Origin of the sequence: Acidovorax sp. 99 (genome assembly GCF_003096455.1) — a bacterium.
Lineage (GTDB): Bacteria > Pseudomonadota > Gammaproteobacteria > Burkholderiales > Burkholderiaceae_C > Acidovorax > Acidovorax delafieldii.
Genome location: NZ_QEKU01000001.1, coordinates 2742268 through 2761606, shown reverse-complemented (window position 1 = coordinate 2761606; position 19339 = coordinate 2742268). Strand labels below are relative to the sequence as shown.

At 65.9% G+C, this 19339-nt stretch carries 18 protein-coding genes; 14 read left to right on the top strand and 4 right to left on the bottom strand.

The features are described from left to right. Nucleotides 1-57 precede the first annotated feature (57 nt). Nucleotides 58-540 (bottom strand): Lrp/AsnC family transcriptional regulator, encoded by a 483-nt coding sequence (locus C8C95_RS12930; RefSeq protein ID WP_015012403.1) that lies wholly within the window; start codon nucleotides 538-540, stop codon nucleotides 58-60. 165 nt (nucleotides 541-705) lie between these two features. Here C8C95_RS12930 and C8C95_RS12925 point away from each other — a divergent pair, with 165 nt between their 5' ends. The 5 genes from C8C95_RS12925 (at nucleotide 706) to phhA (ending at nucleotide 5888) form a co-directional block, all read left to right on the top strand. After that, nucleotides 706-1647, top strand: coding sequence for a triacylglycerol lipase (locus C8C95_RS12925; protein WP_099731316.1), 942 nt, complete (start codon nucleotides 706-708; stop codon nucleotides 1645-1647). Between the two features lie 3 nt (nucleotides 1648-1650). Beyond that, complete coding sequence (locus C8C95_RS12920) at nucleotides 1651-2640, top strand: lipase secretion chaperone (protein ID WP_116748850.1); 990 nt, start codon at nucleotides 1651-1653, stop codon at nucleotides 2638-2640. A gap of 189 nt (nucleotides 2641-2829) precedes the next feature. Next, nucleotides 2830-3942, top strand: coding sequence for a 4-hydroxyphenylpyruvate dioxygenase (gene hppD / locus C8C95_RS12915; protein WP_108499960.1), 1113 nt, complete (start codon nucleotides 2830-2832; stop codon nucleotides 3940-3942). A 73-nt stretch (nucleotides 3943-4015) separates the two neighbouring features. Further along, complete coding sequence (locus C8C95_RS12910) at nucleotides 4016-4984, top strand: tripartite tricarboxylate transporter substrate binding protein (RefSeq protein ID WP_116748849.1); 969 nt, start codon at nucleotides 4016-4018, stop codon at nucleotides 4982-4984. 64 nt (nucleotides 4985-5048) lie between these two features. Then, nucleotides 5049-5888: a phenylalanine 4-monooxygenase gene (phhA, locus tag C8C95_RS12905; RefSeq protein WP_056059511.1), complete on the top strand. Its 840-nt coding sequence runs from the start codon at nucleotides 5049-5051 to the stop codon at nucleotides 5886-5888. Nucleotides 5889-6673: 785 nt separating this feature from the next. On the opposite strand, the gene C8C95_RS12900 is transcribed toward phhA, so the two are convergent. After that, nucleotides 6674-7570 carry an alpha/beta fold hydrolase gene (locus tag C8C95_RS12900; protein ID WP_116750274.1) on the bottom strand — a complete coding sequence of 299 codons (897 nt, stop codon included), beginning with the start codon at nucleotides 7568-7570 and terminating at the stop codon, nucleotides 6674-6676. Between the two features lie 98 nt (nucleotides 7571-7668). On the opposite strand from C8C95_RS12900, the gene C8C95_RS12895 reads away from it, so the two are divergent. From C8C95_RS12895 to C8C95_RS12855, 9 genes are all read left to right on the top strand, one after another. Next, on the top strand, nucleotides 7669-8412 hold the full coding sequence (locus C8C95_RS12895) for a hypothetical protein (RefSeq protein ID WP_116748848.1): 744 nt from the start codon (nucleotides 7669-7671) through the stop codon (nucleotides 8410-8412). Nucleotides 8413-8486: 74 nt separating this feature from the next. Next, nucleotides 8487-10169, top strand: a complete 1683-nt coding sequence (locus C8C95_RS12890; protein ID WP_116748847.1) for an AMP-binding protein — start codon at nucleotides 8487-8489, stop codon at nucleotides 10167-10169. A 469-nt stretch (nucleotides 10170-10638) separates the two neighbouring features. Continuing rightward, nucleotides 10639-11592 carry a sugar ABC transporter substrate-binding protein gene (locus C8C95_RS12885; protein ID WP_099731324.1) on the top strand — a complete coding sequence of 318 codons (954 nt, stop codon included), beginning with the start codon at nucleotides 10639-10641 and terminating at the stop codon, nucleotides 11590-11592. 144 nt (nucleotides 11593-11736) lie between these two features. Beyond that, entirely contained in the window at nucleotides 11737-13401 is a 1665-nt protein-coding gene (locus C8C95_RS12880; protein WP_116748846.1) for a sugar ABC transporter ATP-binding protein, read from the top strand. After that, entirely contained in the window at nucleotides 13398-14390 is a 993-nt protein-coding gene (locus C8C95_RS12875) for an ABC transporter permease (RefSeq protein ID WP_110961526.1), read from the top strand. The genes C8C95_RS12880 and C8C95_RS12875 overlap by 4 nt, the downstream gene beginning before the upstream one ends. A gap of 55 nt (nucleotides 14391-14445) precedes the next feature. Then, the gene (locus C8C95_RS12870; RefSeq protein ID WP_116748845.1) at nucleotides 14446-15468 is read left to right on the top strand and encodes a LacI family DNA-binding transcriptional regulator; all 1023 of its coding nucleotides are present in this window, start codon (nucleotides 14446-14448) and stop codon (nucleotides 15466-15468) included. Continuing rightward, nucleotides 15465-16409 carry a ribokinase gene (gene rbsK, locus C8C95_RS12865; protein WP_116748844.1) on the top strand — a complete coding sequence of 315 codons (945 nt, stop codon included), beginning with the start codon at nucleotides 15465-15467 and terminating at the stop codon, nucleotides 16407-16409. Before C8C95_RS12870 ends, rbsK begins: the two co-directional genes overlap by 4 nt. Beyond that, nucleotides 16406-16795 (top strand): D-ribose pyranase, encoded by a 390-nt coding sequence (gene rbsD / locus C8C95_RS12860; protein ID WP_015015863.1) that lies wholly within the window; start codon nucleotides 16406-16408, stop codon nucleotides 16793-16795. The genes rbsK and rbsD overlap by 4 nt, the downstream gene beginning before the upstream one ends. 116 nt (nucleotides 16796-16911) lie before the next feature. After that, a complete protein-coding gene (locus tag C8C95_RS12855; protein ID WP_116748843.1) occupies nucleotides 16912-17844 on the top strand; it encodes an MBL fold metallo-hydrolase in 933 nt (310 codons plus the stop codon). A gap of 254 nt (nucleotides 17845-18098) precedes the next feature. On the opposite strand, the gene C8C95_RS12850 is transcribed toward C8C95_RS12855, so the two are convergent. Together C8C95_RS12850 and C8C95_RS12845 are read right to left on the bottom strand one after the other, a co-directional pair. Then, complete coding sequence (locus tag C8C95_RS12850) at nucleotides 18099-18665, bottom strand: hypothetical protein (protein WP_133246230.1); 567 nt, start codon at nucleotides 18663-18665, stop codon at nucleotides 18099-18101. A gap of 44 nt (nucleotides 18666-18709) precedes the next feature. Continuing rightward, nucleotides 18710-19309, bottom strand: coding sequence for a DUF4124 domain-containing protein (locus tag C8C95_RS12845; RefSeq protein WP_116748841.1), 600 nt, complete (start codon nucleotides 19307-19309; stop codon nucleotides 18710-18712). Nucleotides 19310-19339: the final 30 nt, after the last annotated feature.

Genomic DNA, 19339 nt, shown 5'->3' with positions numbered 1-19339 from the left:
GGGAGTCACGCCCGTGACTTGCACAGGCCCTGTCAACGAGTGAAGGCCTGTGTTGGACTACACCGGCACAGCCGTCGTCGCCTTCACGCGGTCGAGCACAAAACTGGTCTTGCAGTCCTGCACGCTGGGGTGCTTGAGCAGCGTGTCCATGATGAAGCGGCTGTAGTGCGCCATGTCGGCCACCACCACGCGCAGCAGGTAGTCCATTTCGCCGGTGAGCGACGCGCACTCCACCACCTCGGGCCAGGTCTGCACGCTGGCGCGGAACAGGTCCATGGGGTTGCGCTTGTGGCTTTCCGTGTGTTTTTCCAGCCGCACGTTCAGGTACGCCGTGAGCCCCAGCCCCACCGCTTCGGGCTGCACCAGGGCCACGTAGCGGTGGATCACGCCGCTGTCTTCCAGCCGCTTGACGCGGCGCAGCACCGCGCTGGGCGACAGGCCCACCTGTTCTCCGATGACGTCGTACGTCTCGCGGCCGTTGTCCTGCAGGCGGCGCAGGATGGCGCGGTCCAGCTTATCGAGTGCGTCAAAGGCTTTCATGGCGCAGGATTTTACGAAGAACTGCGCGATTTCTGCATGGTGCGCCGCACACACGGGTATGTCCCGATAGTGACTCCACGGGCCGAATACAAAAATTGATCTCGCAAAAAAGAACGGTCGTTCGTTTTTGCGAGCATAAGAAACCATACCAACGGAGACAAACACATGACCGGATTTTTCAGCCGCTTTTTGCGACGACTGGTGCTGGCAGCAACGGCGGGGTTGCTGCTGCTGGGCGTGGGCGCGCAGGCGCAGACGGGCTACACCCAGACGCGCTACCCCATCGTGCTGGTGCATGGCCTGTTCGGCTTTGACTCGGCCCTTGGGATCGACTATTTCTACGGCATCCCCGACGCACTGCGCCAGGGCGGCGCCAAGGTCTACGTCGCCCAGGTCTCGGCCGCCAACAGCACCGAGGTGCGCGGCGAGCAATTGCTGGCACAGGTCAAGACCATCCTGGCGCTGACCGGTGCCCCCAAGGTGAACCTGGTAGGCCATTCGCACGGCGGCCCCACCACCCGCTATGTGGCGGGCGTGGCGCCGCAGCTGGTGGCATCGGTCACCTCGATCGGCGGCGTGAACCGGGGTTCGCGCGTAGCCGACATCCTGCGCGGCGTAGCGCCCGCGGGCTCGGTGTCCGAAGCCGTGGCCAGCGCCGCCGCCAAGGCGCTGGTGGGCCTGATCAACCTGACCTCCGGCGGCACCGGCCTGCCGCAAATGCCCACGGCGGCGCTGGACTCGCTGACCACGGCCGGCTCGGCCAAGTTCAACAGCCGCTTTCCGCAAGGCGTGCCCACCTCCGGCTGCGGCAGCGGCGCAGAGCTGGTGAACGGCGTGCGCTACTACTCCTGGACCGGCACCCTGCCCCTGACCAACGTGCTCGATGCCAGCGACGCCCTGCTGGCCACGCTGAGCCTGACCTTTGGCGAAGCCAACGATGGCCTGGTGTCGGCCTGCTCGTCGCGCTTGGGCAAACACCTGGGCGACTACCGCCAGAACCACCTCGACGAAGTCAACCAGCTGCTGGGCCTGCGCGACTGGTTCTCCACCGACCCGGTGACGCTGTACCGCCAGCACGCCAACCGCCTCAAGCAACAAGGCCTGTAAGCCATGGCCCAGCCCTCGCGCACCTGGGCGGTTGCCGCCGCAGTCCTGGCCCTCACCACGGTCGCCGTGGTGTGGTGGCTGGGAGGCTCTGCCGGGTTGGGCGCGGGGGATACCCACCCATCGCCGGCGGGGGCGGCCGCCGCCTCCGCCGGTGCCCAGGTACAACCCTCGCCAGCACAGGGCGCGGACCACAGTTTTTTTGCACGCCGCCGCGCCATCACCACCGACGGCCCGGCCGACCCGCTGCTGGTGCACGGCCTGCGCGACACGCTGGAAGCCCTGCTGATGGAAGCGGGCGACGCCAGCGACCCAGCCACGCTCAAACAGCGCCTGGCCACGCTGGTCAACCGGCATTTCCCCGCCGCCCTGGCCACGCGAGCCCTGGCACTGGCCGAGCGCTACGTGGACTACCGTGTGGCCCTGGGCAGCTTGCGTGCGCCGCAGGACCTGACTGACCCACGCGCGCTGCGCGACGCGCTGGAGGCGCGCCACAAGGTGCGCCTGCAGTTTTTTGACGACGCCGAATACGACGCCCTGTTTGCCCGCGAGGCCGACCTGGACCGCTACACCCTGGCGCGCCTGGAGATTGAGCGCAACACCCAGCTCAGCCCCGAGCAGCGCGCCCAGGCGCTGCAGGCGACCGACAACGAACTCTCCGCCGAGCGCCGCGCCGAACGCAGCGCCGCCACCGAACACATGACCGCCGCCGCGCAGACGGCCGCCTTCAACGCCAGCAACACCGACGAGCGCAGCCGCTACGCCACCCGCAGCGCGCAGTACGGCCCGGCAGCCGCCCAGGCCATGGCGCAGCTGGACCGTGACGAACAGCACTGGAACCAGCGCCTCGACCAGTACAGCCAAGCCCGCACCCAGCAGGGCGAGGGCCCTGGCCTGCAGCAATTGCGCCAGCAACTCTTTTCGCCCGAGGAGCAACAACGCATTGACGCCGCCCTGGCGCTGCGCCGGCTCAACGCGGGCACCTCGGGCTCATAGGGACCTTCTGCCGACCGCGCAGCGCTGCGGCGGCCAGCCCTGCCCGACGCGCCGCCAGACTGCGCGAAATTTTGACCATTCACAAGATTCCTGCAAATCAAAGGCCAAAGCCTCTTGATTTCGCCAGAAACATGAGGCAGGCCGCGCCTACAGTCCATGACATTCATCAACGAATGCCGGAGACACCCCATGAACGCCGCCTTGCCGCAAGAAACCACCGCCCAGCTCGCTGCCTGGGACAACCCCATGGGCCTGATGGGCTTCGAGTTCGTCGAATTCACCTCGCCCCAGCCCGGCGTGCTGGAGGCGGTGTTTGAAAAGCTCGGTTTCACCCTGGTCGCCAAGCACCGGTCCAAGGATGTGGTGCTGTACCGCCAGAACGGCATCAACTTCATCCTGAACCGCGAGCCCCACAGCCAGGCCGCCTACTTTGGTGCCGAGCATGGCCCCTCCGCCTGTGGCCTGGCCTTCCGTGTGAAGGATGCGCACAAGGCTTACAACCGCGCGCTGGAGCTGGGCGCCCAGCCCATCGAAATCCCCACCGGCCCCATGGAACTGCGCCTGCCCGCCATCAAGGGCATTGGCGGCGCACCGCTGTATTTGATTGACCGCTTTGAAGACGGCAAGTCCATCTACGACATCGACTTCGAATTCATCGAAGGCGTGGACCGCCGCCCCGTGGGCCACGGCCTGAACCTCATCGACCACCTCACGCACAACGTGTACCGGGGCCGCATGGGTTTCTGGGCCAACTTCTACGAGAAGCTGTTCAACTTCCGCGAAATCCGCTACTTCGACATCCAGGGCGAATACACGGGCCTCACGTCCAAGGCCATGACCGCGCCTGACGGCAAGATCCGCATCCCGCTGAACGAAGAGTCCAAGCAGGGTGGCGGCCAGATCGAAGAATTCTTGATGCAGTTCAACGGCGAAGGCATCCAGCACATCGCGCTGATCTGCGACAACCTGCTGGACGTGGTGGACAAGCTGGGCATGGCCGGCGTGCAGCTGGCCACCGCGCCCAACGAGGTCTATTACGAGATGCTGGACACCCGCCTGCCCGGCCACGGCCAGCCGGTGCCCGAGCTGCAGTCGCGCGGCATCTTGCTGGACGGCACCACGGCCGACGGCACGCCCCGCCTGCTGCTGCAGATCTTCTCCACGCCCATGCTGGGCCCGGTGTTCTTCGAATTCATCCAGCGCGAGGGCGACTACCGCGACGGTTTTGGCGAAGGCAACTTCAAGGCGCTGTTCGAGTCGCTGGAACGCGACCAGATCCGCCGTGGTGTGCTGAACACGTAAGACATCGGACATCCAGGGTTAACCCTGCACAGGTGCCTATACTGCGCGCTCCCCGGAACTCAAAAGGATCCCGATGTCGCTCCGTAGCACCCTGTTCAGCACCCTTCTGGCCGGCGCGGCCACTGCCGCGCTGGCGCAGAACCCGTCTGCCCCGCTCACCATCGTGGTGCCCTACCCCGCTGGTGGTCCGCTGGACACCTCGGCCCGCATCGTGGCCGATGGTGCTGCAGCCCAGTTGGGCTCCATTACCGTGGAGAACAAACCGGGGGCAGGTGGCAATACCGGCGCCGACCAGGTCGCCAAGGCCGGGAAGACCAGCAACCAGGTGTTGATGGGCGCCGTGGCCACGCACGCGGTGAACCCCTGGCTGCACAAGAACTTCCCCTACAACGCACTCAAGGACTTCAAACCCCTCGTCCTCGTGGCACGCACGCCCAATGTGCTGGTGGTGAACGCGGAGCAGGCGGCCAAGCTGGGCATCAAGACCACGCCCGACCTGGTGCAGTACCTGAAAAAGAACCCGGACCAGACCAAGTACGGCTCGGGCGGCAACGGCAGCATCGGCCACATCTCGGCCGAGATGTTCAAGTCGCTCACCAACACCCGGATGGGCCACACGCCGTTCCAGGGCTCCAAGCCCGCGCTCGCCGCGCTGGAATCCGGCCAGGTGCTGATGGTGTTTGACAACCTGGCCTCGGCGCTGCCGCAGATCCAGTCGGGCAAGCTGCTGGCGCTGGGTGTGACCACCCTCAGCCGCAACGAGGCGCTACCGAAAGTGCCCAGCATCAACGACAGCGTGCAGGGCTTCAACGTGTCCACCTGGTTCGGCCTGTTCGCGCCGGCCTCGCTGCCCGATGCGGACGCACGCCGCTATGCCAACGCGTTCAGCGCCGCAATGCACTCGCCTGCGGGCAAGGAGAAGTTCAAGAAGATGGGTATCACGCCCGAAGAGCTGACGCTCGACGGATTTGCGCAGTTTGTGCGCTCGGAAAACAGCAAGTACGAGTTCTTGATCCGGGCCGCAAAGATCAAGATCGATTAGCAGCCGCGTGGGCTGGTGCGCACCCCCGTCGCGGTGCGCCGACCATGGCGGCAAAGGAGAAAAAATGGGACAAGCCCCTGTCGTCTATGGCCAATCCACCCGCCCACCGCGTGGCGACTACTCGCGTGCCAACGCGGACTACACCTGCCCGCAGGACTACGCGGCCTACACCGCCGCCGACCACGACACCTACCGCCGTCTGTACGAGCGCCAGCGCGCCCTGCTGCCGGGCCTGGCGAGCCAGGCGTTCATCGACGCCCTGCCCTCACTGGGCGCGAGCGACCGCATCCCGCGTTTTGAAGAGGTGAACGAGCGCCTCTACAAAGCGACCGGCTGGGAGCTGGTGGGCGTTCCGGGGCTGATCCCTGAGGTGCCGTTCTTCACCTTGCTGGCCAACCGCAAGTTCCCGGTGACGGACTGGATCCGCAAGCCCGAAGAGTTCGAGTACATCGTCGAGCCCGACATTTTTCATGACCTGTTCGGGCATGTGCCGCTGCTGTTCAACCCAGTGTTTGCCGACTATGTGCAGCGCTACGGCCAGGGCGGGCTGAAGGCGCAGGGGCTGGGGTCGTGCGAGATGCTGAGCCGCTTGTACTGGTACACGATCGAGTTCGGGCTGATCCGTGAGGCGGGGCAGTTGCGGGCCTACGGCGCTGGCATCCTGAGTTCGTCGGGCGAACTGGCGTACTCGGTGCAGAGCCCGGAGCCGCAGCGCATTCCGCTGCAGCTGGAGCGCACCATGCGCACGCGCTACAAGATCGATACGTACCAGCAGACGTATTTTGTGATCGACAGTTTTGAGCAGCTGTTTGAGATGACGGCGGCGGACTTTGCGCCGATTTATGAGCGGCTGCGGGGGTTGCCAGAGTTTGCAGCGGATGAGCGGGAGGCTGTGGCGGCTTGATTTCTGGTGGTATTGGCTGCTAGCGCTAGTGACTCATTCCTTGACAGCTACATATTTAATAGCACTTCTTCTGCATTCAGCAATACCTGACTGAGGTTGTTGGAGCTTGTGGATGAATCGGTCTCTGTGCCTGGTTTGAGGGCGGAGGCCGGGAGACGCCCGGCATGCGAGTCCCTTTCTTTCGCGTCGCCGAAAGAAAGGAACCAAAGAAAGGGCGACCCCACTGTCTGCGTCCCCTGCGCTTCGCTACGGGGCAACCTGCGGTGCTCGGGGAGCAGAACATCCACACGGGCCATCGCTGCGCTCGGCCCCGAATCGCGGGCGCAAGCGCCACGCGCCACGCGCTGCGCAGCCTGGGCCGAGCGAAGCAATGGCCCGTGGGGCCGTTGGGATGTTCGGCTGTCCCACCCCTGCTGGCTGCGCCTGCGGCGGGGCGGTTGTGGGGTGAGCATGGGCGTCGAAGCGCACATGCCTCGTGCTCTGACTCGCCGTGGATGTCTGAACGAAGCTGCACCGCAGCGCAGTGAGTTCCACGGCGCACCCCACAACCGCCCCGCCGCAGGTTTGCCACTTCGCACAGCGAAGGGGTCGCAGACTGGGGGTCGCCTTTTCTTTGGTGACTTTCTTTTGGCGAAGCAAAAGAAAGTTACTCGCACGCCGGGCGACTCCCGGCTCCCGCCCTCAACAAAGGCACGCCACCCAATCAGCGCACAAGAACCAACACTGCAAAATCAATAGCTACCCACCCATATCCCACTAGCGCATCCAGCCCAAAAACCAAAACATTACCCCCGCCCAACCTCCTCCAGACAAGCCTTCATCACCCCGGGGTCAAACGCCATCTGCACATGCGCAACCCCTTCCACCAACCTGTGTTCTGCCCCCGCCAACGCCGCTGTGGTCGCCGGAAACACGATGTTGTCGCAGTTCGAATACCAGCAGGTAAACAACGCAGCCCGCCCCGCAGGCTCCGCCCGCTGCAAGGCCACCACCCAATCCCCCGCCAAGCTCATCTGCCGCCCATTCACCGCCCGGCTGAAACGCCCCAGCCACGTTCCCCCATGCGGCGTGCCCAGCGTCAACACCCGGTGCACCCGCCCATCCGCCTGGTGCGCCCGCAGCCACGCCCGCACCGCCAAGCCACCCATGCTGTGGCACAACAGCACCGGCGCCTGGCCCGTGGCCGCCGTCACTTGGCACACAGCGTCTTCAATGATGTCCGCGTACTCGTCAATCGAGCCCATCGCCGGCTCCAGATTCACCGCCACATAGGCATGACCCCGCGCCTGCAAAGGCGCAAACCACGGCAGCCAGAGCCCCCGGTTGCACATGAATCCATGCACCAGCACCACGCCGCGCTTTCCCGTCGGCTGTGCAGGCAGCCAGTCGGGCACGGAATCATGGCGAAACGGCTGGCGCCAGCAAAACACCATCAACGCCACCCACACCTCGGCCCACCAGGCACCCACCACCTGCGACAGGCGGGCGCGGGGCGCAGCATCGGCACGGTTGGTGATGTGCATCAGCACAAACTCCACCGCCATCACCACCAGGTAAATGCCGAGCGGCACCAGTGCCCCCAGTACGGCACGCAACGGTGAATGGGGCCATTGCCACACCAGCCAGGCGGCCATGGCCAGCAGGATGCACAGGAGAAGGATTCGTTGCCAGCGCGCGATCATGGTGGTGATGGGCAAATGTTGTAATTGACCAGCCGCATTGTGCGGTCTGACCACCGCCCGACACCGCACCCCGCAGAACGCAGAAAGGACCCCGCCCCATGGATGCCGCCCAGACCATCCGCGACTGCATCGCCGACGTGACCGCCCTGCGCCTGCACCGCACGGGCGACCCGGCGCTGGGGGCCGCGGTGGGCAGCGTCAAAAGCCTGCAGGCGCGGCGCTTTCGGGGCACCTATGCGGACCTGATGGACTCGCCCGCGTTCGGACCCGCAGCGCAGTTCTTTCTGGAAGAGCTGTACAGCGACACCGACTACACCGACCGCGATCTGCAGTTTGGCCGCATCGCCGGCACGCTGCAGACCATGTTCCCTCAACCGGTCGTGACCACCGCCGTGGCCCTGGCCGTGCTGCACGCACAGACCGAGGGACTGGACCAGGACATGGGCCGTGCGTGGTTGCTGCACGAAGCCGATGCGGCCAACGTCGCCGCCCGCTACACCACCGCCTGGCGCACTGTGGGCCAGCGCCATGCGCGCCAGCAGCAGCTGCAGCGCGTGCTGGCCATGGGGAATGACCTGGCGCGCCTCACGCGCACCCCCGGCCTGCGGATGATGCTGCGCATGATGCGCGGCCCGGCCAACGCTGCGGGTATGGGCGCGTTGCAGAGGTTCCTGGAGGCGGGGTTTGACACCTTCGGCCAGCTTGCGCGCCAGCGCGGCGGGGTGGAGCAGTTTCTGGCCACCATTGAGCAACGCGAGCGGGCGCTGATGGACCAATTGTTCGATGCCGATCCTGTCACCTGCGGGACCCAGCTCGCCAGCACACTAGGACAAGCCCGATAGCCCGTTACGCGCCCGCCTTCCACAATCTGTGCCCACCTATCAATGGCATTTGGCGAGCACAAGGAAACAAGCGCATGGAAAAGATCTGGCTCAAGAGCTACCCCCCGGGCGTCCCACACGACGTGAAGCCCGAGCAATACCGCTCTGTGGCCCACCTGCTGGAAGAGTCGTTCCGCAAACACGCATCGAGCCCGTTTTCGGTCTGCATGGACCAGTGGATGACCTATGGCGAGCTGGATCGCCGCTCGGCCGCTTTGGGTGCCTATCTGCAAAGCCTGGGGCTGGAGCCGGGTGCGCGCGTGGCCATCATGCTGCCCAACATCCCCCAGTTTGGCGTGACCATGGCCGCCGTGCTGCGCACAGGTTACACCTGCGTGAACGTGAACCCGCTCTATACCGCCCGCGAGCTGGAGCACCAGCTCAAGGACTCGGGCGCCACCGCCATCGTGATCCTGGAGAACTTTGCCCACACGCTGGCTGAGGTCATTGACCACACGGCCGTCAAGCATGTGGTGATGGCCTCCATGGGCGACCTGCTGGGCTTCTGGTTTGGCAAATGGATCACCTTCGCCGTGCGCCACCTGGCCAAGATGGTGCCTGCGTATGACCTGCCGCTGTCGAATGGCCGCAAGGTCGTCACCTTCAAGAAGGCGCTGTCGCTGGGCGAGCACAAGTCGCTCGCACCCAGCCAGGCCACGCTGGATTCGACTGCCTTCCTGCAGTACACCGGTGGCACCACGGGCTTGTCGAAGGGCGCGGTGCTGACCCACCGCAACATCGTGGCCGCCACGCTGCAGGCCGAGGCCTGGTTCACGCCCGCGCTGTCCAAAGTGGGCGACCTGAGCAAAGCCAACAGCATTGCCGCACTGCCGCTGTACCACATCTTCGCGCTCACGCTGTGCCTGCTGGCCATCCGCCAGGGCTCCAGCCTCACGCTGATTCCCAACCCGCGCGACATTCCGAAGTTCGTGGCCGAACTCAAGAAGCGCCCCTTCCACATGCTGCCGGCGGTGAACACGCTGTTCAACGCGCTGCTGCAAAACCCGCAGTTCAAGACGCTGGACTTCTCGCACCTGTGCGTGTCGCAGGCCGGGGGCATGGCGGCCAGCGAGGGCACGGCCAAGCAGTGGCAGAAGGTGACCGGCAGCACCATGATCGAAGGCTGGGGCATGAGCGAGACCTGCGCCATCGGCACCAACAACCCGGTGATCAGCACCACCTTCAGCGGCAACATCGGCCTGCCGCTGCCGGGCATCGATATCGCCATCAAGGACGACGAAGGCAACAGCCTGCCCCAGGGCGAGTCGGGCGAGATCTGCATCCGTGGCCCCAACGTGATGGTGGGCTACTACAACCAGCCCGAAGAAAACGCCAAGGCCTTCACGGCCGATGGTTTCATGCGCACGGGCGATATCGGCATCATGGACCCGCAGGGCTACACCCGCATCATCGACCGCAAGAAGGACATGATCCTGGTGAGCGGCTTCAACGTGTTCCCCAACGAACTGGAGCAGGTCATCAGCCTGTGTCCCGGCGTGGTCGAATGCGCAGCCATTGGTGTTCCCGATGAGAAGCAGGGCGAGGCCATCAAGGTGTTCATCATCAAGAACGACCCGGCCCTGACCGAGGACGAAGTGGCCAACTACTGCCACCAGAACCTCACCGGCTACAAGCGCCCCAAGTACATCGAGTTCCGCGACGAGCTGCCCAAGAGCAACGTGGGCAAGATCCTGCGCCGCGAGCTGCGCAAGGCCTGAGGCCGTTGTTCCTGAGGGCAGAGCGACAAACGCTGTCCTCCATCACCTCCCCCAGGGCGCTTCGGCGCCCTTTTTCTTGGGCGTAAACCCTGCAGATCGCCCCACTGCGCCAGTAATCCAATGTCTGCATCTTCGGGTTTTTACTGATTAGCAAACGTTTGCGCAAACGTTTGCTTTCGTTATCATCCTGATCGCGACAAGGCACCGGGCATCCGTAGCCGCTCCTTTTTGGGGGCGGTGCCGGGGATTTCCCTCCACGCTGTCGGTCGCCTTAGGGCGATGCTGAATAAGCCTCCGCGATGCGGCGAGCCCTGGATCGGGATGGACTGCAAGGCGCAAACCAGAGTGATAGCCGTAGCTATCGCGAGGATTTGCAACGCTGCAGACCGTCCTGAGCCAGGGATGCGCCGGGCGCGAGAGGCTTGTTCAGCGTTGCCTCAGTCCATATTCCAACCTGGAGACAACACCCATGCAGTTCACCCGCCGTTCCGTTCAGACCGCCGCCGCCCTCGCCGTTGTGGGCAGCCTGCTGGCCAGCCCTGCGTTTGCGCAGGACAAGCCGAAGATCGCGCTCATCATGAAGTCGCTGGCCAACGAGTTCTTCCGCACCATGGAAGACGGCGCCAAGGCGCACCAGAAGGCCCATGCCAAGGAATACACGCTGGTGGCCAATGGCATCAAGAACGAGACCGACACGGCGGCACAGATCAAGATGATCGAGCAGGCCGTGGCGCAAAAGGTCAGCGCCATCGTGCTGGCACCCGCTGATTCCAAGGCGCTGGTGCCCGTGGTCAAGACGGCCATCGACAAGGGCATCCTCGTGGTCAACATCGACAACCAGCTCGATGCCGACGCGCTGAAGGAAAAGAACATCACCGTGCCCTTCGTGGGCCCCGACAACCGTGCAGGCGCCAAGCTGGTGGGCGACCACCTGGCCAAGACGCTGAAGGCCGGTGACAAGGTCGGCATCATCGAAGGCGTGTCCACCACCTTCAATGCGCAGCAGCGCACCCTGGGCTACCAGGACGCCATGAAGGCCGCCAACATCACCGTGGTGGGCGTGCAGTCCGGCAACTGGGAGATCGAAAAGGGCAACACCGTGGCCGCCGGCATGATGCGCGAGCACCCTGACCTGGTGGCCCTGCTGGCTGGCAACGACAGCATGGCCCTGGGCGCCGTGGCCGCCGTGAAGGCCGCCGGCAAGACCGGCAAGGTGCAGGTGGTGGGCTACGACAACATCGGCGCCATCAAGCCCATGCTGGCCGACGGCCGCGTGCTGGCCACCGCCGACCAGTACGCCGCCAAGCAGGCTGTGTTCGGCATCGAGCTGGCGCAGAAGGCCCTGGCCGCCAAGACGCCGCAGAACCAGCTGCCCGCCACGGTGAAGACGGATGTGGTGCTGGTGACGAAAGACAGCAAGTAAGCCTCGGAGCGGAGAACAAAGCTCTTCTGGCGTTGTTGCCGTGTCTTGTCGTACTTCCAGTACTGCCTGCGACACGGCGCCTAGCCAGAACCGCTTCGCTGAGCTTTGTTCACCGCTGCAAAATTAAAAACCGCACACACTGCCATGCCCACCAGCCCGTCACCTGACTCACCACGCTCGCCCCTGCTCGCCATCCAGGCCGTGGGCAAGGACTACACCGCCTCCGTGCTCGATGGCGTGAACGTGGAGCTGTTTGCGGGCGAGGTGCTGGCGCTGACCGGGGAGAACGGCGCGGGCAAGAGCACGCTGTCCAAGATCCTCTGCGGGTTGGAACAGCCCACGCGCGGCGGCATGCAGCTGGCGGGACAGGCGTACGCGCCCTCGTCGCGCCGCGATGCCGAGCGCCACGGCGTGCGCATGGTGATGCAGGAGCTGGGTCTGGTGCCCACGCTCACCGTGGCCGAGAATTTGTTGATGGGCCGCCTGCCGCACCGGCTGGGCTGGCTGCAGCGCGATGTGCTGCACGCCGCCGCCCGTGCGCAGCTGGCCAAGATCGGGCTCGACACCATCGACCCCGCCACACCCGTCTCGCAGCTGGGCATCGGCCAGCAGCAGATGGTGGAGATTGCGCGCAACCTGCAGGACGACACGCGCATCCTGGTGCTCGACGAGCCCACGGCCATGCTCACGCCGCGCGAGACCAACTACCTGTTCGAGCAGATCGCGCACCTCACCGCGCGTGGCGTGGCCATCATCTACGTGTCGCACCGGCTCGAAGAACTGCGCCGCATTGCCGACCGCGTGGCCGTGCTGCGCGATGGCCGCCTGGTGGACGTGCGCCCCATGGCGGGCATGAGCGAAGACGACCTGGTGCAGCGCATGGTGGGCCGCGTGGTGAGCGACCTGGACCACCGCCCGCGCCGCCCCATCGGCCCCGTGGTGATGAGCGCTGAAAACCTGGGCCGGGGCACCGCCGTGCAGGACGTGAGCCTGGAGCTGCGCGCGGGCGAGATCTTTGGCATTGCCGGGCTGGTCGGATCGGGCCGCACCGAGCTGGTCCGCCTGCTGTTTGGCGCCGACCGGGCAGACCGTGGCAGCGTGACACTGCACCCGAATTCAGAGCAAAAACCGCCGCAAGCGCTAGTAGATCATGCACCAGCAGCTACACAAAACATAGCAAAACCATCCACTACAGCACCCACCGCCCCCCGCACCTGGCAGCGGGGTTTCGCATCGCCGCTGCAGGCCATCGCCGCCGGTGTGGGCCTGGTCACCGAAGACCGCAAATCCCAGGGCCTGCTGCTGTCGCAGCCCATCCGGATCAACGCCACGCTGTCCGACCTGTCGGCCGTGTCGCGCGGCGGCTGGCTGCAGCGCGGGCTCGAAAGCCGTCTGGTGCAGGGCTTCATCCGCACCCTGCGCGTGCGCTGCCACGGCCCCGAGCAACCCGTGGGACAACTGTCTGGCGGCAACCAGCAAAAGGTGGTGTTCGCCCGCTGGCTGCACCGCGAAGGCCGCGTGCTGCTGCTCGATGAGCCCACGCGCGGCGTGGACGTGGGCGCGCGCGCCGAGCTGTATGGCGAGCTGGACCGCATGGCCGCCGAGGGCCGCGCGCTGCTCATGGTGTCGTCCGACCTGCGCGAACTCATGGCCATGGCCGACCGCATCGGCGTGATGAGCGCGGGCCGCCTGGTGGCCGTGTTCGAGCGCGGCGAGTGGTCCGAGCAATCGCTGCTGGCCGCCGCGTTCTCCGAGCCGGGCGGGCGCACCAGCACCACCCCTTCAACTTCTTCTCCTGTGACCGCATGAACGCCCCCACCACATCTGCCGCGCCCGCTGCGGCGCCCTCCTCCGCCTCGGTCTGGCGCAGCCAGCTGGGCACCTACCTGGGCCTGATGGCCGTGCTGGCGGGCATGGTGGCGCTGTTCTCGTCGCTGTCCGAATACTTCTGGAGCGCCGAGACCTTCATCACCATCGCCAACGAAATCCCGGCCCTGGCCGTGATGGCGGTGGGCATGACCTTTGTGCTCATCATTGCGGGCATCGATCTGTCGGTGGGCTCGGTGATGGCGCTGGCCGCCGCCACCTCGGCCGCCGCCATCCTGCAGTGGGGCTGGACGGTGCCCGCTGCGGCTGCCCTGGCACTGGCCACGGGCCTGGTGTGCGGCACCATCACGGGCATGATTTCGGTCGCGTGGCGGCTGCCCTCGTTCATCGTGTCGCTGGGCATGCTCGAAGCCGTGCGCGGCAGCGCCTATGTGGTGACCGACTCGCGCACGCAGTACGTGGGCGATGCGATCTCTTGGCTGTCGGCACCGTTTTTTGGCGGCATCTCGTTCGCCTTTTTGCTCGCCGTGGTGCTGGTGGTGGTGGCGCAGCTGGTGCTGTCGCGCACCGTGTTTGGCCGCTGCGTGGTGGGCATTGGCACCAACGAAGAAGCGATGCGCCTGGCCGGTGTGGACCCGCGCCCCATCCGCGTGATCGTGTTTGCCATGACAGGCCTGCTTGCAGGCCTGGCGGGCCTGATGCAGTCGGCCCGGCTCGAAGCCGCCGACCCCAACGCCGGCACCGGCATGGAGCTGCAGGTGATTGCGGCCGTGGTGATTGGCGGCACCAGCCTCATGGGCGGGCGCGGCTCGGTGGTGAACACCGCGTTTGGCGTGCTCATCATCGCAGTGCTCGAAGCAGGCCTGGCCCAGGTGGGCGCCAGCGAGCCCAGCAAGCGCATCATCACGGGTTTTGTGATCGTGGCGGCCGTCATTGTGGACACGCTGCGCCAGCGCCGCGCCAAGGTCTGAGAGACTGACCCCGCATCCAGCCTACCACCACCCACGACCTCATTCTTCTTTTTGCATGGCTACTATCAAGGACGTTGCGCGCCACGCCGAGGTGTCGGTCACCACGGTGTCGCACGTGGTCAACGGCACCCGCCGCGTGAGCCCCGAGGGGCGCGAGCGGGTCGAGGCCGCCATCCGCGCCCTGGGCTATGTGCCCAGCGCCATCGCGCGCAGCCTCAAGAGCAACAACACGCGCACGCTGGGCATGTTGATCCCCAACAGCTCCAACCCCTACTTTGCCGAGATCGTGCACAGCGTGGAAGACCGCTGCTTTGGCGCGGGCTACAACGTCATCCTGTGCAACACCAACGACGAGGCGCACCGCCAGGGCACCTACCTGCAGGTGCTGGCCGAGCGGCGCATCGACGGGCTCATCGTGGTCTCCACCGGGCATGACGCCACGCTGGCCACGCAGCTCGCGGGCCTGTCCATCCCGACCGTACTGGTGGACCGCGAAATAGACATCGCCGAGCAACAGCCCTGCGACCTGGTGGAAACCGCCCACATGCAGGGTGGCCTGCTGGCCACGCGCCACCTCCTGTCGCTGGGCCACCGCCGCACTGCCTGCATCGGCGGCCCCGAAGGCATTGCCCCCAGCGAGCAGCGCATTGCCGGCTGGCGCACGGCGCTGGCCGATGCGGGCTGCGGCACGGGTGACGGCCTGCTGTGGCATGGCAACTTCACGAGCCAGGGCGGCTACGAAGCCATGCACGCCGTGCTGCGCGCACCCGAGCCACCCACCGCCGTCTTCGTCTGTAACGACCTCATGGCCATGGGCGCGCTGTGCGCCGCACACGAGCGCGACCTGCGCGTGCCCGAGGCACTGTCCATCGTCGGCTTTGACGACATCGAACTCACCGCCTTCACCAGCCCACCGCTCACCACCGTCGCCCAGCCCAAGCAGCGCATCGGCGCGCTGGCCGTGGACATGCTGCTGGAGCGCATCGACGGCAAGCGCCAGGACGCGCGCAAGGTGATGCTGCAGCCCGAGCTGCGCGTGCGTGCCTCCACGGCCCATGCGCCCGGAGGTGCAGCATGAGCATCAACAACACACCCCGCATCGCCGTCGTCGGCAGCCTGAACATGGACCTGGTGCTGCAGGTACAACACGCACCGGGTCCCGGCGAAACCGTGCTGGCCGATGCCCTGCACCTGGTGCCCGGCGGCAAGGGCGGCAACCAGGCCGTGGCCTGCGCGCGCCAGGGCGCCCAGGTGGCCCTGTTTGGCCGCGTGGGCGACGACGGCTACGGCCACACGCTGCGCGCCGGGCTCGATGCCGACGGCATCGACCACAGCGGCGTGCAGACCGACACCGACACCACCACCGGCGTGGCCGCCATCACCGTGGAAGCCAGCGGGCAAAACCGCATCGTGGTCGTGCCCGGCGCCAATGGCCGCTTTGTGCTGGATGCCGTCGCGCTGGGCGCCGCGCTACAAGGCGCAGGCGGCCTGGTGCTGCAGTTTGAAACGCCCCTGCCCCAGGTGCTGGCCGCCGCCGAGATGGCGCATGCCGCTGGCTGCCCTGTGGTGCTCAACCCCTCGCCCATCCAGCCCCTGCCCGAGGCCCTGTGGCCGCGGGTTCACACGCTGGTCGTGAACGAGGTGGAAGCCACCGCGCTGGCAGGCCAGAGCGTGACCACGCCCGCCGATGCCGCGCAGGCCGCACAGGCCCTGCGCGCCAAGGGCCCCGCCCAGGTGGTGGTGACCCTGGGCGCTGCGGGCGCCGTGGCCGCCGATTCCGCTGGCAACCGCTACCACCCTGGCCTGGTCGTGCAGGCGGTGGACACCACGGCCGCAGGCGACACCTTCCTCGGTGCGCTGGCCGTGGCCCTGGCACGCGGCGAGCCACTGGACGCCGCCGTGCGCGAAGGCATCCGCGCATCGGCGCTGTGCGTCACCCAGCCCGGCGCCCAGCCCTCCATCCCCACCCGCGCCGCCGTGGCGCACAGCCCCCAACCGCCCGCCTGGAGCCCCCTGTGAAACGCACCGCCCTGCTGCACGCCGAACTCTCCCACGCCATCGCCACCCTGGGCCACGGCGACATGCTGGTGATCGGCGACGTGGGCCTGCCCATCCCCAACGGCCCGCGCCGCGTTGACCTGGCGCTCACGCCTGGCATCCCCGCCGTGGCGGATGTGCTGCGGGTGGTGCTGGAAGAAATGCAGGTCGAAAAGGCCGTGATCGCCACCGAAGCCATGGAGCGCAACGGCGGCCAGTTGCCCGCCTGGTGCCAGCTGCCGGTCACGCCCCAGGCGGTTTCGCACGAGGACTTCAAGCGCCTGACGCAGCAAGCCCGCGTGATGGTGCGCACGGGCGAGTGCACGCCGTACGCCAACGTGATCCTGGTGGCGGGCGTGACCTTCTGAGGTTCTGACGTTGTGAAACCCGCCAGGCTCGCCGCAGGCGGGGCGTTGCGGGTTTTGGAGAACGTCTGGCAGGGCGCACCTGGGGTACGCTGGGGCATCACCTATTGCCTGCCCCCATGCCCAGTTCCGAGCCCCACGACCTCCTGCCCCCCGAAATCACCGTCCTCGAACGCGGCTGGCTGTCGGCCAACAACATCCTCTTCATCGGCCAGCACGATACGGCCATCGTGGACACCGGCTACTGCAGCCATGCCGATCAGACCGTGGACCTGGTGCGCGGCACGCTGCAGGGCCGCGCGCTGGACCGCATCCTCAACACCCACCTGCACAGCGACCACTGCGGCGGCAACGCCGCGCTGCAAAAGACCTGGCCCAGCGTGCTCACCGCCATCCCGCCCGGCCAGGCCGACCATGTGCGCCAGTGGGATGCCTACGCGCTGAGCTACACGCCCACCGGGCAGGAGTGCCCACCCTTTCGGGCCGACACGCTGCTGGTGCCGGGCTCGTGTGTGCTGCTGGGCGACAAGCCCTGGCAGGTGCACGCCGCGCCCGGGCACGACCCCCATTCGGTGGTGCTGTTCGAGCCCCAGGGCCGCGTGCTGATCTCAGCCGATGCCCTATGGGAGAACGGCTTTGGCGTGGTGTTCCCCGAACTGGAGGGCGACGATGCCTTTGCCCAGGTGGGTGCCACGCTGGACCTGATTGAGGCGCTGTCGCCGCAGGTCGTGATCCCGGGGCACGGCCCCGTGTTTGCCGATGCGCCCCGCGCCATCGACGGCGCCCGCCGCCGCCTGGACGGCTTTGTGCGCAACCCGGGCAAACACGCGCTCTACGCGGCCAAGGTGCTGCTGAAGTACAAGCTGCTCGAATGGCAGCAGATCGGCATGGCCGACCTCACGGGCTGGGCACAGTGCACGCCCTACTTCGGTATGCTGCACCAGCGCCATTTCGGCGATCAGTCTGAGGGGGAGTGGCTGCTGAGCCTAACGGATGACCTAGTGCGGTCGGGGGCCGCAACGCGGCGAGGGGACATGCTGCACAACCTGTAACTTTGATGCATCGGTAACACTTGGGCCGCACTGGGTCCTGCGGCTCCTGCTACTTACGCCTGAAGCTGCTTGGATAGCTCCGACTTCGGTCCGAACGGTGTGCGTTTGCAGCAGTCTTCGCAGAACGCCTCGAACTCAGCGACTACCTTCTCCGTTTTAACCTTAGGGTCCAGGGCCATGTCGCGGGACACTTCCGCCCGCACGGTGTTGCCAGCAGGGGTTAACAAGAACTTCCAGACCGGCCAGAGGTGAACTCAGTAGCAGATTCGTGCCGTTGTTTTCCGGTCCACCTTCTCAAATGCTTCGCCCTTTACCCGAATATCCATGAACGTTATGCAACCGGACCCGAAGCCGACCGAGATGTAATCTTCATATTCCTTCAATGAGAACTCGATCTCAGGCCGAAGGCCCTCGTTGACGAGCGGTACGGCAAAATCAAGAGCCCGAATCGCAAGCTCCGTGGACATATCGATAGGCAGAGTAGCAGTGATCGTGAAGTCGCGAATGGTTCGCGTTAGCCGGTCTCGGTTGGTGCAATTCCACTTTGCCCCTTGCGCCAGTTCGCACCACCCCAAGCGGTGACGGCGATATCCTGGCCCGGTCTCGAATGCATCGGTTTCAAAATTTGCGTGTGGTGCACTTGACGTGCGGCCCAAGTCGTACACATACACACCGGTGACCGTAACCAGAACGCCTGGCCGAGGCAACGAAATGGCGGCGACCAACCGAGCCATCTCTGCACCATCAAGCGTGATGGGGGTTTTTTCAAGTGGGATTGCGGCCGCACAAAGCCAGGCAAATGCCAGCCATGCAGCGGCCAAAAAAGACCTGAACCCCCGGTTACCCATTGGACCTAGCATACCCATCAATGCTTGAACTGCTTGTCGCAGCCCGTCACGTGGTTCTTGCTGCTGGACATGCACTGGTAAAACGACTTCTTGTTGCCCGATGCGCCCTGGCAGTCGGACACGCTGTATTTGCCCTTGGCTTCGCGGATCTTGGGTGCCGTGGCGTCAAAAGCCGCTTGGGTCATGTAACCGTCCCGCACGTTCTTCTGGCCCACTTCCAGCATCAGGTCGGCCTGGTAGTGGATGTTGTCCACGGCCACAGCGCAGTTCAGGGGGACCTGCTGGCTGTCCACGGTGCCCAGCGATTTCTTGAGCCCTTCGCCAAACTCCTCAACGTCCTTGGAGACCTTCTTGGTGCCATCGGGGTTGTACTGCTGGCCCGCCTTGGCGCTGGTGCCCTTGCTGCCAGAGGAAGCGCCGCTGCCCCCGCTGGTGCCGTTGTTGCTCTGCAGCTTCAGCGGCTCGGCATCCTGCTTGGCGGGCGGGGGCTGCGAGCCGTAGTGGGTCTTGCCCTCGGCGTCCACCCATTTGTACACGGGTTGCGCCTGCGCGCCCACGCTCCACGCCGCTGCCGCGGCCATTGTGGCCACGCAGGCCATCCATGCCAGTTTGCCCATCACACCCTCTCATTTTTGAATAAAACCCGG